Source organism: Nocardioides sp. (genome assembly GCF_036503465.1).
Taxonomy (GTDB): domain Bacteria; phylum Actinomycetota; class Actinomycetes; order Propionibacteriales; family Nocardioidaceae; genus Nocardioides.
Genome location: NZ_DASXWU010000088.1, coordinates 1 through 15,352, shown reverse-complemented (window position 1 = coordinate 15,352; position 15,352 = coordinate 1). Strand labels below are relative to the sequence as shown.

Genomic DNA, 15,352 nt, shown 5'->3' with positions numbered 1-15,352 from the left:
AGGAGGCCGGCCGCGACACCGAGGCGCTCACCTGGTTCCACCGCACCCACGCGGTCGACTCGCACGAGATCACCGACGCCGCACAGCGGGCCGAGGCGCTGGAGAAGCGGCTGGGCTGACCGGTCTCCGCTGCTGGCGTTTCGCGATCCCATCGGTCACAATGTCTCCATAACTACACAACTGTCACTCAGGTGATCCACGTCGGCTGCTGAGCCCGCTGGGGAAGGCGTCGCTCCGATGCCGCTGATGAAGGAGAACCACGGTGACCGCACACATCGACAGCCGCCCTGCACCGACCACGCGGGGCGTGCTGTACGTGCACTCCGCGCCCTCGGCGCTGTGCCCGCACATCGAGTGGGCCGTCGGGGGCGTGCTCGGCGCTGCCGTCAACGTCGAGTGGTCCCCGCAGCCTGCCCAGGCCGGCTGCTACCGCGCCGAGCTGTCCTACGCCGGCGAGCCCGGCACCGCGGCCGCGATCGCCTCGGCACTGCGCGGCTGGAACCATCTCCGGTTCGAGGTCACCGAGGACCCGACATCCGCATCCGAGGGTGCCCGCTACTCCTACACCCCGGACCTCGGCGTCTTCCACGCCGTCACCGGCCTGCACGGCGACATCATGATCCCCGAGGACCGCCTGAAGGCTGCCGTGGTCAAGGCGTCGCTCGGCGAGACCACGCTGCTGCTCGAGGTGGACAAGCTGCTCGGCAAGCCCTGGGACGACGAGCTCGAGACCTTCCGTCATGCCGGTGACGGCGCTCCGGTCCGCTGGTTGCACCACGTCGTGTGACGCTCGACCCAGTCGCGGCCTCAGCGGTGGAGGTGGAAGTGGGCCGGCTCGAACCACCGGGAGTGCTGGACCGGCGGATCCATCGGGAGCATGCCCGGGGTATACCAACTGATCCGTGCGGTGATGGTGAAACGGCCGGGCACCACGGTCGACCGGCAGATGCCGAAGTGGGAGTATCCCCGTTTCGGATCGGACCCGGCTGCGAAGTCGCCGGAGCCCCGCGGCTTGCCGCGCGGGTCGTAGAGCCAGGTCTCGAGGATCCAGTCGTTCGTGGGCGGCTTGACCACGTAGTGGTAGCGGTAGCGGTGGCAGTCCGGGCGCAAGGTGCGGTCGGCCGCGCCGACGTGTCCGTACGTCGTGGTCCAGGCGAACGCCGGGGTCGAGCCGTCCAGGGCGACCAGGGCGGAGGAGAGCGCGAGCGTCGCGAGCAGGCGACGGCCGCGTGACGTGTGCATGGCACCCCCTCGTGGGTCGCAGAGGTTCAACGACCTCCGCAAGGCTGCGTTACGTCCCGACCCGGGCCAGGGTCAGGCGCGGGTGAGCCGGAAGCGGGCCGGGTCGAGCCGGACCTGGTGCTCGGTCGCGGGCAGGGTCGGCAGTTGCGGGTCGTCGTACCAGGTGAGGTGGGCGGTGAGCCTGAACCGGCCCGGGACGACCTTCGCCGAGCTGATCGTGAACGCCGGTCGCCCGTTCGTCGGGTCGCCACCGACCAGGAAGTAGCCGTGGCCGCGGCCGCGTGCCGCGGGGATCCGTCAGCCAGGACGTCGTGCACGCATGAGTGACCCTCCCGTGAGCTCCCGCCGCCTCAACGAGCGCGAACCGGGCGGGTCACGCCGCGGGAGGGATGCTCAGAGGGGGATGTTGCCGTGCTGGCCGCGACGTACGCCGTCCACCTGGACGCAGTCGTCGATCGCGCGTGCGATGGCGCTCCGGGTGCGGGTCGGCTCGACCACCTCGTCGACGACCCCGATCTCCTCCGCCTTGTCGACGCCGCCCGCGAGGCGCTCGTGCTCGGCGGCCAGCTCGGCCTCGACCTGTGGCCGGATCTCGGGCGCCACCTCGGCCAGCTTGCGTCGGTGCAGGATGCGGATCGCGGCCACCGGCCCCATCACGGCGACCTCGGCGCCTTCCCAGGCGAAGACCTTGGTCGCGCCGAGCGCGCGGGAGTTCATCGCGATGTAGGCACCGCCGTACGTCTTCCGGGTGATCAGCGTGACCCGCGGCACGACGCACTCGCCGAACGCGTGCAGCAGCTTCGCGCCGCGGCGGACGACGCCGTCCCACTCCTGCCCGACGCCCGGGAGATAGCCCGGGACGTCGACCAGCACGATCAGCGGGACGCCGAGGGAGTCGCACAGCCGCACGAAGCGGGAGGCCTTCTCCGCCGAGAGCGAGTCGAGGCAACCGCCGAGCCGGAGCGGGTTGTTCGCGACCACGCCGACCGTGCGCCCACCGAAGCGGCCCAGCGCCGTGACGATGTTGGGCGCCCACCGCTCGTGGAGCTCCTGCATGGTGCCCTCGTCGAGCATCGCGTCGACGAGGGGGTGCACGTCGTACGCCCGCTTCTTCGACTCGGGAAGCACCTGCGAGAGGTCCCGGTCCTCGACCGCCGAGACGTCGAGGTCGCCCTGGTTGCCGAGCAGGGAAGCGACGATGCGCGCGCTCTCGAGGGCCTCGGCCTCGCTGTCGGTGAGGATGTGGACGACACCCGAACGTCGGCCGTGCGGCTCGGGCCCGCCGAGGCGGAGCATGTCGACGTCCTCGCCGGTGACCGACCGGACCACGTCCGGACCGGTCACGAAGATCCGGCCGTCGGGCCCGAGGATGACCACGTCGGTGAGGGCAGGGCCGTACGCCGCGCCGCCGGCCGCCGGGCCGAGCACGACCGAGATCTGCGGGATCTTGCCCGATGCCTGGGTCATCACCTGGAAGATCCGCCCGACCGCGTGGAGTGACAGCACCCCTTCGGCCAGCCGGGCGCCACCGGAGTGCCAGAGGCCGATGATCGGCACCTGGTCGATCATCGCCCGGTGGTAGGCGTCGACGACGACGCGGCAACCCTGGTCGCCCATCGCGCCGCCCATCACGGTGGCGTCGGAGCAGAAGACCACGACCCGGCGGCCGTTGACCCGGCCGACAGCGGCCAGCATCCCGGAGTCGTCCTCCGGGGTGATCGGCTCCATCGTGCCCTCGTCGAGGAGTGCAGTGATCCGGTGGACCGGGTAGCGCGGATCCTCGGTGCGCGGCGGCTTCGTGACCGGTTTGGTGTCGGTGGCTGTCATGTCAGCGGGGTCCCCTCGAAGTTGTGGGCGGGGTGCTCAGTAGCTCCCGAAGGCGACGGCGACGTTGGCGCCGCCGAAGCCGAACGAGTTGTTGAGGGCGGCGATGTCACCGGATGGCAGGTCGCGAGCCGAGGTCGGGATGTCGAGCTCGACCTGCGGGTCCTTGTCGTCGAGGTTGATCGTCGGGGGACTGACCCGGTCGCGGATCGCGAGCACGGTGGCGATCGCCTCGAGGGCGCCGGCGCCGCCGAGCAGGTGCCCGGTCATCGACTTCGTGCTGGTGACCACGACCCGGTCCGCGTGCGCGCCCAGCGTCGCGTGGATCATCAGCCCCTCGGCGATGTCGCCGAGCGGGGTCGACGTGGCGTGGGCGTTGATGTGGACCACGTCCGACGGCTCGATGCCGGACTCCTCGAGCGCCCGCACGATCGCCCGCGCCCCTCCGCGTCCCGCGGGGTCGGGCTGGGCGATGTCGTGGGCGTCCGCGGTGATGCCGGCGCCCAGCACGGTCGCGTAGATCTTCGCCCCGCGCGCCTTGGCGTGCTCCTCCGACTCCAGCACGAGTACGCCGGCCCCTTCGCCGAGCACGAACCCGTCGCGCGCGACGTCCCAGGGCCGGGACACCGTGGTCGGGTCACCGGTGTTCTTCGACAGCGCCATCATGTTGCCGAAAGCCGCGATGGGCAGGGGGCAGATCGCCGCCTCCGTGCCACCGGCCAGCACGACGTCGGCACGGCCGAGACGGATCTGGTCGAGAGCCAGCGAGATCGCCTCGTTGCCCGATGCGCATGCCGAGACCGGCGTGTTGACTCCGGCACGCGCGCGGACGTACAGGCTGACGTTCGCCGCGGGTGCGTTCGGCATCAGCATCGGCACGGCGAGCGGCGAGACCCGGCGCGGACCCTTCTGGGTCAGCGCGTCGTAGTTCTCCAGTGTCGTGATCAGGCCGCCGATGCCGGAGGCCATCGCCACGCCCAGGCGGTCATGGTCGATCTCCGCCTCGTCCAGCCCGGAGTCGGCCCAGGCCTCCATGGTCGCGACCATCGCGAACTGGGAGGTGCGGTCGAGGCGCCTGGCCTTGACCCGGTCGAGCACCTCGGTCGGCTCGACCGCGGCGACACCGGCGATCTTGACCGGGAGCTCCTCGGCCCAGGCCTGCTCGATGCGACGGACTCCCGACTGGCCCTTGACCAGGGCGTCCCAGGTGGAGGAGACGTCGCCGCCGACCGGGTTGGTGGTACCGAGCCCGGTGACGACGACACGCTTGTCAGACATGTGGGTCCCTCGTGGGTTGGGGGTGGATCAGCTCTGGTCGATCGGCTCTCGTCGATCAGCTCTGGGCGTTCTCGATGAACGACACGGCGTCGCCCACGGTCTTGAGGTTCTTCACCTCGTCGTCGGGGATCGAGACGCCGAACTTCTCCTCGGCGGCCACGACGACCTCGACCATGGACAGCGAGTCGACGTCGAGGTCGTCGACGAACGACTTGTCGAGCTGGACGTCCTCGACGGGGATGCCCGCGACCTCGTTGACGATCTCGGCGAGGTCGGCGCGGATCTCTTCGGTGGTGGCCATGCTGTGTTCCTCTTCTTTCGTTGTCACCATCGTGGGTGGTTACGGCACGGTGATGACCTGGGCGGCGTACGCCAGGCCGGCACCGAACGCGATCAGCAGCGCGATGTCGCCGCTCTTGGCCTGTCCCTCGTCGATCATCCGATCGAGGGCCAGGGGGATCGAGGCCGCCGACGTGTTGCCCTGGTCGGCGATGTCGCGGGCGATGGCCACCCGCTCGGGAAGCTTCATGGCGCGGGCCATCGCGTCGATGATCCGCATGTTCGCCTGGTGCGGCACGAACACGTCGAGGTCGTCGGGGGCGATCCCGGCCTTGTCGAGCGCCTGCTGGGCGACCTTGGCCATCGTGAACGAGGCCCAGCGGAAGACCGGGTTGCCCTGCATCGTGAGGTAGGGGAGAACCGGCCGCTCCATCGCCACGATGTCGCGCCAGTCCTCCTTCTGCCGGATCAGGTCGAACTGCTCGCCGTCCGAGCCCCACACCACCGGGCCGATGCCCGGGCTGTCGCTCGGTCCGACGATCGCCGCGCCCGCGCCGTCGGCGAAGATGAACGCCGTACCGCGGTCCTCCATGTCGGTCAGGTCGGAGAGTCGCTCGACGCCGATCACCAGGGAGTACCGGGAGGCGCCGCCCCGCACCATCTGGTCGGCCAGGGCCAGCCCGTGGCAGAAGCCGGCGCAGGCGGCGGAGATGTCGAACGCCGCAGCCTGGTCGGTGCCGAGCTCGTAGGCGATGGCGGTGGCGATCGCCGGGGTCTGCAGCAGGTGGGTCACGGTCGCGACGATCACGCAGTCGATCTGCTCCGGGGCGATGCCGGCCCGGTCGATCGCCTTGCGCGCGGCCGCGACGGACATCATCTGCACCGTCTCCTCGGCGTTGGCGAACCGCCGCTGCCGGATGCCGGAGCGCTGCTGGATCCACTCATCGCTGGAGTCGATCGCGTCGACGATGTCGGCGTTCGGGATGACCCGCGAGGGGCGGTAGCTGCCGACGCCGAGCACCGCGGCGTACGACGAGCCGGTCTCGGTCGCGATGGTGGCCATCAGGCTGCTCCCACCGGGTGGAGCCGCACGAGGGGCTGTCCGGGCGAGACCAGGTCGCCGTCCTCGACCAGCCACTCCACGACCGTGCCGCCGTGCGGTGCTCGCACCTCGGTCCGGTCACGCAGGCTGGCGACGTCGCCGAGCGCGGCGCCCGGCTCGAGGACCGTCGCCTCGACCGCGTCGTCCGCGCGGTGGAAGGTGCCCTTGGCGGGGGACACGACCATCAGCCAGGTCGGGAAGGTGTCGATCACCGAGGCCTCCCCGTGCTTGGCGCAGAACGCCCGGGCGTCGTCGAGCTGGTCCGGGGTCTTGAGGGCGAAGGTCTCGACGCCGGGCAGGGCTCGCTTCGCGATCCCGGTGAGCGTGCCGGCCGGCGGCATCTCCAGCATCCCGGTGACGCCGAGGTCGGCCATGGTCTCCATGCAGAGGTCCCACCGGACCGGCTGGGCGATCTGACCGACGATGCGCTTCATGATCTCGCGGCCGTCGTGCACGACCTGGCCGTCGCGGTTGGAGATCCACGGCGTGCGCGGGTCGTGGGTCGACACCGATCGGGCGAGGGTCGCGAGGTGGCCGACCGCGGGCGCCATGTGCTCGGTGTGGAACGCGCCAGCCACGCTCAGCGGCACCAGGCGGGCCTTCGCGGGCGGCTGGTCCGCGAACGCCTGCAGCTGCTCCATCGTGCCGGCGGCGACGACCTGGCCGGGACCGTTGTTGTTGGCCGCGACGAGCCCGTGCGACTCGATCGCGGCGAGCACCTCGTCGCGATCGCCGCCGAGCACCGCGGTCATGCCGGTCGCCGTCGTCGCTGCGGCCTGGGCCATCGCCTTGCCCCGCTCGCGGACCAGCACCATCGCCTGCTCGGCGGTGATCGCGCGCGCGCCGGCCGCGGCGGCCAGCTCGCCGACGCTGTGACCGGCCACCGCCCCGATCTGGCTGAACGCGTCGGCGGGGTGGGGGAAGAGCTCGAGGGCCGTGATCAGCCCGGTCGCGACCAGCAGCGGCTGCGCGATCTGGGTGTCGCGGATCGTCTCGGCGTCCGCCTCGGTGCCGTAGTGGGCCAGGTCGATGCCGGCGACCGTCGACAGCCACTGGAACCGGGAGGCGAACGTCGGATCGTCCAGCCAGGGGGACAGGAAGCCGGGTGTCTGGGCTCCCTGACCGGGAGCGACGATGACGAGCACGGGTCCAGCCTTCCGGGTGCGGGGTCGGGACGGCGCATCGGGCGCGCACGAAACTCGCCCACCCAGAATTGTAGGGTTCCTACAAAGTCGGCCGGTGCGCCTGGCGTCCGAGCACCAGCGCCAGCTGCAGGGTCAGCCCTTCGCGCGGGTCGGTCGCGGAGAGCCCGGTGAGCTCGGCGGCCTGGCGCAGCCGATAGCGCACGGTGTTGGGGTGGACGAACAGCGCCCGGGCGGCCGCCTCCAGCGACTGTCCCTGCTGGAAGTACGCCGTCAGGGTGTCGATCAGCGTCTCCTTGGCTCCGCTCAGCGGCACGAACACCTCCTCCACGAGATGACGTCTGGCGTGGCCGTCGCCGGCGAGCACACGCTCGGGGAGCAGGTCGTCGCTGGACACCGGACGGGGCGCGTCCGGCCATCCCGCCGCGGCCCGGAGCCCGGACAGCGCGGCGCGCGCAGAGGCATGGGCCGAGGGGAGGTCGTCGGTGCGCGGGCCGACGACCACGGGTCCGTCGCCGAAGAACCGCATCACGGCGTGCGCCGCCTTGTCCGCGTCGACCACGCCGCCGAGGATCACCACCAGCCGGTCACCCTGGGTGGCGCACAGCGCGTCCATGCCGGCGGCCCGGGCTACCCGCCGTACCTGGTCGAAGAGGTCCTCGGTGCGGGGACTCGGAGCGGGTCCGAGGACCACGGTGACCCCTTCGCGCTGTGCCCAGCCGAGGGCGCTGGCGCGGGAGGCGATCGCCTCGTCGGCCTCCGCACGGAGCACCGAGTCGACCACGAGCGCCTCGAGCCGGGCGTCCCAGGCTCCCCGCGCCTCCGCCGCCCGGGCGTAGACCTCGGCCGTGGCGAACGCGACCTCGCGGGCGTACCGGAGCACGGCACCGTGGACCGCCGGCGCGTCCTCGGGGTCGACCACGTCGTCGACGTGCGCCTCGACCACCTCGATGCCCAGCCGGACCAGGTCGACGGTCTGGCCGAGGGTGATCACCCCGGTCATGCTGCGCGGAGCCGCGCCGAAGACCGCGGCGGCGGTGTCGCCGGGGAACGCCTCGGCGTCCCCGGACCGGAACCAGTCCACGAACCCCTGGATGCCGGCCTGCAGGATCTGGCCCACCCAGGACCTGCTCTCGGCGGAGAGCTCGGCGAACCACGGCACGTCGCTGAGCATCCGCGACATCGCGGCCGAGCTGAGAGCGCCGGTCGAACGGCGCAGCGCGTCGGCGGCACGGTCGCGCGATGCGCCACCACCCGACGGGTCGTCCGGGGTCGTGGGTACGACGCGTGCGCTCACATTGTCGACCCTAGTGAACACCGGGTTTCGCGCGCCCGAGCGCCGGGTACGTCTGGTTGAATCTCGCAGGACCCGCGCCCCGGGTCCTGCTGCGTCTCAACGAGGAGGCTGACCCGCCGATGCGCCAGCGCGCCGTCCAGCACGTGACGATCCACGGCCATCGGCAGGCGTACGTGAAGGCGGGGAAGGGCCCGACGCTGCTGCTCCTCCACGGCCTGGGGTGCACCCATCGCACGTGGCTGCCGGTCCTGGACTCCCTGGCGCGGCGATACACGGTGATCGCACCGGACCTGCTCGGCCACGGTGAGTCGGACAAGCCGCGCGCCGACTACAGCATCGGCGCGTTCGCGAACGGGATGCGCGACCTGCTGACCCTGCTCGGGATCGACCAGGTCACCGTGGTCGGGCACAGCTTCGGTGGCGGTGTGGCGATGCAGTTCGCCTACCAGTTCCCAGAGCGCACCGAGCGGCTCGTGCTGGTCGGCTCCGGTGGGCTCGGCCCGGAGGTCTCGACGGCCATCCGCGCCATCACGACCACCGGCTTCCACCAGGTGATGGGCGCGCTGACGCTGCCCGGCGTACGTCATCTCGGCACCGCCGGCCTCAAGGCCCTCGCCCGGACCGGCCTGAAGGAGTTCCGCGACTTCGACGAGGTCGCGGAGATCTACCAGTCGCTTCGCGACCCTCGGGCGCGGGCCGCGATCCGGCACGTCGTCCGGGCCGTCGTCGACTGGCAGGGCCAGATCGTGTCCATGGCGGACCGCGCGTACCTCACCGAGGCCATGCCGATGTGCGTGGTCTGGGGCGACCAGGACCGGGTGATCCCGGTCAGCCATGCGGCCCGGGCGGCGGAGCTGGCGCCCGACGCCCGGGTGGAGATCATCCCGAACGCCGGCCACTTCCCCCACAAGGACCATCCCGAGCGGTTCGTGAAGCTCCTCAACGACTTCATCAAGACCACCCGCCCGGCGACGTACTCCCGCGCCCGCTGGCGCCGCCTGCTCGAGCGTGGCCCGGCTCCCGGCACTCCGCTGGAGGTGGTTGACGCGCCGAGCGCCTGAGCGCGGGAATTCTCGGACGCCGATCCACCTTCCTCCGACATGGAGCTCGACGAGGCCATCGCGACGGCTCGCGCCACCCACCAGTCCGTGCTCACGACGATCCGGAGTGACGGGAGGCCGCAGCTGTCGAACGTCCTGCACTACGTGCGCGACGACGGCCTGATCGTGGTGAGCACGACGGCGGACACCGCGAAGTACCACAACCTGCGGCGGCAGCCCTGGGCCGCGCTCAAGGTCGACGGCTCGAGCTTCTGGTCCTACGCCGTCCTCGAGGCCGAGGCGACCTTCTCCGACGTCGCTGGGGACCCGCACGACCCGGCCGTCGAGGAGCTGGTCGACTACTTCCGCGCGGTCAGTGGCGAGCACTCCGACTGGGACGAGTACCGGCAGGCGATGGTCTCCGAAGGACGCGTGGCGGTCCGGCTGACACCGACCCGCGCCTACGGTCTGCTCCGGTGAGCTTCGTTCGTCGGACTAACCGCCTGGCGGGGTGATCCGCGGCTTCGAGCGGTTCGTAACCGGCACGGGGCGACGACACGCTCGCGAAGCTGTGCGAGAGGCCATGTCAGGCGCGCGGCTTGAGCGGCAGACTGACCCGCATCACGGTGCCCTTGCCCTCGGAGACGGGGGAGTCGATCTCGATCAGGCCGCCGTGTCGCTCCACCACGATCCGGCGGGCGATGTCGAGCCCGAGGCCGGTGCCCTTGCCCACGTCCTTGGTGGTGAAGAACGGCTCGAACGCGCGTGCCACGACCTCGGGCGGCATGCCCGGACCCGTGTCGGCGAGCTCGACGACCACCCACTCACCCTGGGCGCGGGTGCGGATCGTGAGCGTTCCCCGGCCGTCCATCGCATCCACGGCGTTGTCGATCAGGTTGGTCCAGACCTGGTTGAGCTCGCCGGCGTACGCGTCGATCTGGGGCACGTCGGCGTACTCGCGGACGACGTCCACACCGCCCTTGAGCTTGTGCCCGAGCATCGTCAGCGTGCTCTCGAGCCCGTCGCGGACGTCGATGCGCTGTGCGGACGCCCGGTCCATCTGGGAGTAGGAGCGCACCGCCGCCACCAGGTCGGAGATCCGGCGTACGGCGTCCTTCAGCTCCGACAGCAGGCTCTTGGACGACACCGTCGCCGACACCCACTCGAGCCCGGGGGCGAGGGCGCGGTCGCCGAGGGCCTCGTGCGCCTGCTCGCACCACGCGGCGTCGACGCCGCCCGAGACGAGGTTCGAGGCGAGCCCCCACGCGTCGGGTACGCCGTGGCCCTCCAGCCAGGTGGCGACCTCACTCTCGCGGTCGGCCATCGCCAGCGCGTCGAGGGGGCTGGGGGCCACCGTGGAGCCGCCCAGCTCTCGACGGAGGTCGTCGAGGTCGCTGAACTGGGCCGCCGTGATGTCGTCGTGGGCGAGCCGGCCGAGCGCCTCGAGCAGGGCGTCGCAGCACCGGCCGAGGTCGTCGACGGTCCGGCTCGCGGCTGCCGCGGGGTTGTTGATCTCGTGGGCGAGCCCGGCCGCGAGGGTGCCCAGGGTCACCAGGGCGTCGCGCTGGCGCACGGTGGACTCGATCGACCGCGCGGTGTGGTGCAGGCCGCCGATCAGGTGTCCGGCGAGGGGGAACCAGCGGTTCACCAGCTCGCGCAGGTGTGGGGCGTCGAGCCGGAGCACGCGTCCGGGCGTGGCCCCGCGGCCGGTCGCGAGATAGATCCCGTTGTCGTCCCAGGCCCGGAAACCCCCGGCCCACCGGCCGACGACGTCCATCCGCGCGACCACGACGTCCTCGCGTCCGACCTTGCGGACGAGGTCGAGCGAACCCTCGAGCAGCACCCACCACTCGTCGGCGTGCTCGCCCTCGGTGAAGACCACGTCGCCGGGCTCGAAGGGCACCTCGTCGCCACTGGTGGCGAGATCCGCGAGCTGGTCGTCGGTCAACCCGGTGAACAGCTCGATGCCACGCAGCTCCTCGACGTCCATCAGCGCGTTCCTCTCAGACGGTCGCCAGGTAGCGGTGGACCAGGTAGATCGACATCGCGCCCTCGCCGACCGCGGACGCGACCCGCTTCATCGAGTCCAGCCGGACGTCGCCCGCGGCGAACACCCCCGGCACGCTCGTCTCGAGGGCGAACGGCGCGCGGGCCAGGCCCCAGTGCCTGTCGGCGGTGATCACCTCGGGGCCGGTGAGCACGAAGCCGTGGGAGTCGCGGGCGACCGGCTCGCCCAGCCAGTCGGTGCGGGGTGAGGCGCCGATGAAGACGAACAGCCACGACGCCTCGACGTCCTCGCGGTGTCCGGAGCCGCGCTCGACGAGGGTCAGCCGCTCCAGGTGGTCGTCCCCGTCGGCCGCTCCGACCTCGGTGCCGCAGCGCACGCTGATGTTGGACGCCGCCGTGATCCGATCGACGAGGTACGTCGACATCGTGGCCAGCAGGTCCGACCCGCGGACGAGCAGGGTGACCTGCTTGGCGTGCTTGGCGAAGTTCAGGGCCGCCTGGCCGGCGGAGTTGGCTCCGCCCACGATGTAGACCATGTCGCCGGCGGTCTGCGCCGCCTCGGCCGCGGTCGCGCCGTAGTACACACCCTTGCCGGTCAGCTGCTCGACGCCGTCGGCCTGGAGCCGTCGGTAGGAGACACCGGTCGAGACCACGACGGACCGTGCCTCGACCTCGCCACCGCCCTCCAGCAGGACGGCACGTACCGTCCCTCGTTGCTCGAGCCCGACCACCTCACGCGCCAGCACCAGCTCGGCGCCGAAGCGCGACACCTGGGCCAGCGCCCGCTGGGCGAGATCGGAGCCACTCAGCCCGCGGGGGAAGCCCAGGTAGTTCTCGATCGCCGAGCTCTGGCCGGCCTGTCCGCCCGGTGCCTCGCGCTCGACGATGACCGTCTTCAGCCCTTCGGACGCGGCGTACACCCCGGCAGCCAGCCCGGCGGGCCCGCCACCGACGATGCACACGTCGTAGAGGGGATGCTCGGCCTCCACATGGAGACCCAGCGCGGCCGCCGCCTCCAGCAGGGCGGGTGCGCGCAGCGGCTCGCGGTCGGGGACCAGCACCAGCGGCAGGTCGCCGCGTACCCCACCGGCCAGCTCGAACAGCCGCCGCCCCTCGTCGTCGCGCTCCACGTCGTACCACCGGTAGGGCACGTGGTTGCGGGCGAGGAAAGTCTTCAGCTCGTGCGTGCGGTCGGACCAGCGATCCCCGACGACCTGGACGTCGTTGGTGACGTCCGGATGCCCGCGACGCCAGTCGCCGAGCAGGTCGTCGACGATCGGGAACAGCCGCTCGTCCGGCGGATCCCAGGGCTTGAGCAGGTAGTAGTCGAGGCCGATGTCGTTGATCGCGGCGATCGCCACGTCGGTGTCGGCGTACGCCGTCAGCAGCAGCCGCTTGGCCTCGGGCGCCAGGCCGCCGGACTCACCGAGGAGCTCGATCCCGGTCTTCTCGGGCATCTTCTGGTCGCTGACGATCAGCGCGACCGGGTCGGTGCGGAGGGCGAGCGCCCCGAGCAGCTCGAGCGCCTGCGCGGCCGAGGTGGCCGAGAGGATGCGGTACTCCGAGCCGTACCGCCGCTTCAGGTCACGCGTCAGCGCGGCGGACACCTGTGGGTCGTCGTCGACGCTCAGGATCGTCGGCCGGGCCATGCGTGTGCTCCCCCCAGGTAGGAGGACAGCATAGGTCCGTCAGGCGTCGCCGCCCTCCTGCTTCACGCCGGAGACGGCGGTCGGGTCGTCGATCCGGTAGTGGTCGAGCGCCTTCTGGACGGCGTCGCGACCGACCTTGCCCTCCTCGGCCAGCGCGGCCAGCGCCTGGCACACCACCGACTCCGCGTCGATCTTGAAGAACCTCCGGGCAGCCGCCCGCGTGTCCGCGAAGCCGAAACCGTCGGCACCCAGGGCGTGGAACCGCTGGGGGATCCACCGCGAGATCGTCTGCGGCACGGCGCGCATGTAGTCGCTGACCGCCACGAACGGGCCGGGGGCGTCCTTGACCTTGTCGGTGACGTACGCCGTTCGTGGCTCCTCGAGCGGGTGCATGAGGTTCCACTCCTCGACGGCCAGGGCCTCGCGGGAGAGCTCGTTCCACGAGGTGACCGACCAGATGTCGGCCGCCACGCCCCAGTCGTCGCGGAGCAGCTTCTGTGCCTTCTGCACCCACGGCAGCCCGACACCGCTCGCCATCAGCTGCACGCGCGGGGCGTCGTCCGGGAGACCGTCGAGCGGGCCGGCGAGGTGGTACATCCCGCGCAGCAGCCCCTCGACGTCGAGGTTCTCGGGCTCGGCCGGCTGCGAGATCGGCTCGTTGTAGACGGTGAGGTAGTAGATGACGTTCTCGCCGTGCGGGTGCTCCTCGGTCGAGCCGTACATCCGGCTCAGCCCGTCCTGCACGATGTGGGCGATCTCGTAGGCGAACGCCGGGTCGTAGTGCACGACCGCCGGGTTGGTCAGCGCCAGCAAGGGGGAGTGCCCGTCGGCGTGCTGCAGGCCCTCGCCGGTCAGCGTGGTCCGGCCGGCCGTGGCGCCGATCAGGAACCCGCGCGCGAGCTGGTCGGCCATCGCCCAGATGCCGTCGCCGGTGCGCTGGAAGCCGAACATCGAGTAGAAGATGTAGACCGGGATCATCGGCTCGCCGTGGGTCGCGTACGACGAGCCCGCGGCCGTGGCGGAGGCGACGCAGCCGGCCTCGGAGATGCCTTCGTGGAGCATCTGGCCCTCGGTCGACTCCTTCCACGCCAGCAGCAGCTTGCGGTCGACCGACTCGTACTGCATCCCGGCCGGGTTGTAGATCTTCGCGGTCGCGAACATCGAGTCCATGCCGAACGTGCGGTACTCGTCGGGCGCGATCGGCACGATCCGGGGCCCGAGGTTCTTGTCCTTCATCAGGTCCTTGAGCAGTCGCACGAACGCCATCGTGGTGGCGATCTTCTGCTTCCCGGACCCCTGCTTCAGCTCGTCGTACATGGTGTCGGCGGGCAGCGTGAGCTGCTTCGGGCCGACCCGCCGCATCGGCACGCCGCCACCGAGTGCGCGACGACGGTCGCGGAGGTACTCCAGCTCCGCGGAGCCCTCGCCCGGGTGGTAGAACGGCGCCGACCCGTCGAACTCGTAGTGCTCGTCGATCTCCTGGTCGGAGATCGGCAGCTCGAGGCGGTCGCGGAACGACTTGAGGGTCGCGGCGTTCAGCTTCTTCATCTGGTGGGTCGCGTTGCGGCCCTCGAGGGCGTCGATCGTCCAGCCCTTGATCGTGTGGGCCAGGATCACCGTCGGCTGACCGACGTGCTTGCTGGCCGCGTCGAAGGCGGCGTACACCTTCCGGTAGTCGTGCCCGCCCCGGGGCAGCAGCTCGATGTCGCGGTCGGACATGTTCTCGACCATCTTCCGCAGCCGCGCGTCACCGCCGAAGAAGTGCTCGCGGATGTAGGCGCCCGTCTCGACCGAGTAGGTCTGGAACTGGCCGTCCGGGGTCTTGTTCATCTGGTTGACGAGCACGCCGTCGACGTCCTGGGCGAGCAGCGCGTCCCACTCGCGACCCCAGACCACCTTGATCACGTTCCACCCGGCGCCCCGGAAGTACGACTCGAGCTCCTGGATGATCTTGCCGTCGCCGCGCACCGGGCCGTCGAGCTGCTGGAGGTTGCAGTTGATGACGAACGTGAGGTTGTCGAGCTCCTCGCGTGCCGCCAGCCCGATCGCGCCGAGCGACTCGGGCTCGCCCATCTCGCCGTCGCCGAGGAACGCCCAGACGTGCTGCTGGCTGGTGTCCTTGATCCCGCGGTTCTGCAGGTAGCGGTTGAACCGGGCCTGGTAGATCGCGTTCAACGGGCCGAGACCCATCGACACGGTCGGGAACTCCCAGAATCCCCGCATGAGCCGCGGGTGCGGATAGGACGGCAGGCCGCCGCCGAGGCCGCGATGCGACACTTCCTGGCGGAAACCATCGAGCTGGTCCGCCGACAGCCGGCCTTCGAGGTAGGCCCGTGCGTAGATACCGGGCGAAGCGTGTCCCTGGAAGAAGATCTGGTCCCCGCCGCCCTCGGCGTCATGCCCGCGGAAGAAGTGGTTGAAGCCCACCTCGTAGAGCGACGCGGCCGAGGCGTAGGTGGAGATGTGCCCGCCGACACCGATCCCGGGGCGTT

Annotated in this window: 14 protein-coding genes; 4 read left to right on the top strand and 10 right to left on the bottom strand. The window is 71.1% G+C overall.

The window, feature by feature from the left end; translation table 11 throughout:
- Positions 1-274 precede the first annotated feature (274 nt).
- Entirely contained in the window at positions 275-787 is a 513-nt protein-coding gene (locus VGK78_RS16010) for a DUF3145 domain-containing protein (protein ID WP_331528705.1), read from the top strand.
- Positions 788-807: 20 nt separating this feature from the next.
- Here the strand turns inward: VGK78_RS16010 and VGK78_RS16005 are convergent, their stop codons facing one another.
- Positions 808-1,242, bottom strand: a complete 435-nt coding sequence (locus tag VGK78_RS16005; RefSeq protein ID WP_331528704.1) for a hypothetical protein — start codon at positions 1,240-1,242, stop codon at positions 808-810.
- On the opposite strand from VGK78_RS16005, the gene VGK78_RS16000 reads away from it, so the two are divergent.
- The gene (locus tag VGK78_RS16000; RefSeq protein ID WP_331528703.1) at positions 1,241-1,507 is read left to right on the top strand and encodes a hypothetical protein; all 267 of its coding nucleotides are present in this window, start codon (positions 1,241-1,243) and stop codon (positions 1,505-1,507) included. The two genes, VGK78_RS16005 and VGK78_RS16000, sit on opposite strands and share 2 nt — an antisense overlap.
- A gap of 128 nt (positions 1,508-1,635) precedes the next feature.
- On the opposite strand, the gene VGK78_RS15995 is transcribed toward VGK78_RS16000, so the two are convergent.
- From VGK78_RS15995 to VGK78_RS15970, 6 genes are all read right to left on the bottom strand, one after another.
- A complete protein-coding gene (locus VGK78_RS15995) occupies positions 1,636-3,069 on the bottom strand; it encodes an acyl-CoA carboxylase subunit beta (RefSeq protein WP_331528702.1) in 1,434 nt (477 codons plus the stop codon).
- 36 nt (positions 3,070-3,105) lie between these two features.
- The gene (gene fabF / locus VGK78_RS15990) at positions 3,106-4,344 is read right to left on the bottom strand and encodes a beta-ketoacyl-ACP synthase II (RefSeq protein ID WP_331528700.1); all 1,239 of its coding nucleotides are present in this window, start codon (positions 4,342-4,344) and stop codon (positions 3,106-3,108) included.
- Between the two features lie 55 nt (positions 4,345-4,399).
- Positions 4,400-4,645 carry an acyl carrier protein gene (locus tag VGK78_RS15985; protein ID WP_331528699.1) on the bottom strand — a complete coding sequence of 82 codons (246 nt, stop codon included), beginning with the start codon at positions 4,643-4,645 and terminating at the stop codon, positions 4,400-4,402.
- Between the two features lie 39 nt (positions 4,646-4,684).
- Positions 4,685-5,686 carry a beta-ketoacyl-ACP synthase III gene (locus VGK78_RS15980; protein ID WP_331528698.1) on the bottom strand — a complete coding sequence of 334 codons (1,002 nt, stop codon included), beginning with the start codon at positions 5,684-5,686 and terminating at the stop codon, positions 4,685-4,687.
- Entirely contained in the window at positions 5,686-6,870 is a 1,185-nt protein-coding gene (locus VGK78_RS15975) for an acyltransferase domain-containing protein (protein ID WP_331528697.1), read from the bottom strand. The genes VGK78_RS15980 and VGK78_RS15975 overlap by 1 nt, the downstream gene beginning before the upstream one ends.
- A gap of 79 nt (positions 6,871-6,949) precedes the next feature.
- A complete protein-coding gene (locus VGK78_RS15970) occupies positions 6,950-8,164 on the bottom strand; it encodes a PucR family transcriptional regulator (RefSeq protein WP_331528696.1) in 1,215 nt (404 codons plus the stop codon).
- Between the two features lie 119 nt (positions 8,165-8,283).
- Between VGK78_RS15970 and VGK78_RS15965 the strand changes: the two genes are divergently transcribed.
- Positions 8,284-9,225, top strand: coding sequence for an alpha/beta fold hydrolase (locus tag VGK78_RS15965; protein ID WP_331528694.1), 942 nt, complete (start codon positions 8,284-8,286; stop codon positions 9,223-9,225).
- A gap of 39 nt (positions 9,226-9,264) precedes the next feature.
- Complete coding sequence (locus VGK78_RS15960; protein ID WP_331528693.1) at positions 9,265-9,684, top strand: PPOX class F420-dependent oxidoreductase; 420 nt, start codon at positions 9,265-9,267, stop codon at positions 9,682-9,684.
- Between the two features lie 106 nt (positions 9,685-9,790).
- Here VGK78_RS15960 and VGK78_RS15955 read toward each other — a convergent pair whose 3' ends face one another.
- The 3 genes from VGK78_RS15955 to aceE form a co-directional block, all read right to left on the bottom strand.
- On the bottom strand, positions 9,791-11,194 hold the full coding sequence (locus VGK78_RS15955; RefSeq protein WP_331528692.1) for a sensor histidine kinase: 1,404 nt from the start codon (positions 11,192-11,194) through the stop codon (positions 9,791-9,793).
- Positions 11,195-11,207: 13 nt separating this feature from the next.
- On the bottom strand, positions 11,208-12,860 hold the full coding sequence (locus VGK78_RS15950) for an FAD-dependent oxidoreductase (protein WP_331528691.1): 1,653 nt from the start codon (positions 12,858-12,860) through the stop codon (positions 11,208-11,210).
- Between the two features lie 39 nt (positions 12,861-12,899).
- Positions 12,900-15,352: pyruvate dehydrogenase (acetyl-transferring), homodimeric type (gene aceE / locus VGK78_RS15945; protein WP_331528689.1), on the bottom strand; the 2,453-nt coding region annotated here is incomplete at its 5' end.

Bases quoted from the DNA above. Each gene is read 5' to 3' on its own strand.
- VGK78_RS15980 (WP_331528698.1), bottom strand. From the start codon at position 5,686: ATGGCCACCATCGCGACCGAGACCGGCTCGTCGTACGCCGCGGTGCTC.
- VGK78_RS16005 (WP_331528704.1), bottom strand. From the start codon at position 1,242: ATGCACACGTCACGCGGCCGTCGCCTGCTCGCGACGCTCGCGCTCTCC.
- VGK78_RS15950 (WP_331528691.1), bottom strand. From the start codon at position 12,860: ATGGCCCGGCCGACGATCCTGAGCGTCGACGACGACCCACAGGTGTCC.
- fabF (WP_331528700.1), bottom strand. From the start codon at position 4,344: ATGTCTGACAAGCGTGTCGTCGTCACCGGGCTCGGTACCACCAACCCG.
- VGK78_RS15960 (WP_331528693.1), top strand. From the start codon at position 9,265: ATGGAGCTCGACGAGGCCATCGCGACGGCTCGCGCCACCCACCAGTCC.
- VGK78_RS15955 (WP_331528692.1), bottom strand. From the start codon at position 11,194: ATGGACGTCGAGGAGCTGCGTGGCATCGAGCTGTTCACCGGGTTGACC.
- VGK78_RS15985 (WP_331528699.1), bottom strand. From the start codon at position 4,645: ATGGCCACCACCGAAGAGATCCGCGCCGACCTCGCCGAGATCGTCAAC.
- VGK78_RS15995 (WP_331528702.1), bottom strand. From the start codon at position 3,069: ATGACAGCCACCGACACCAAACCGGTCACGAAGCCGCCGCGCACCGAG.
- VGK78_RS16000 (WP_331528703.1), top strand. From the start codon at position 1,241: ATGGCACCCCCTCGTGGGTCGCAGAGGTTCAACGACCTCCGCAAGGCT.
- VGK78_RS15965 (WP_331528694.1), top strand. From the start codon at position 8,284: ATGCGCCAGCGCGCCGTCCAGCACGTGACGATCCACGGCCATCGGCAG.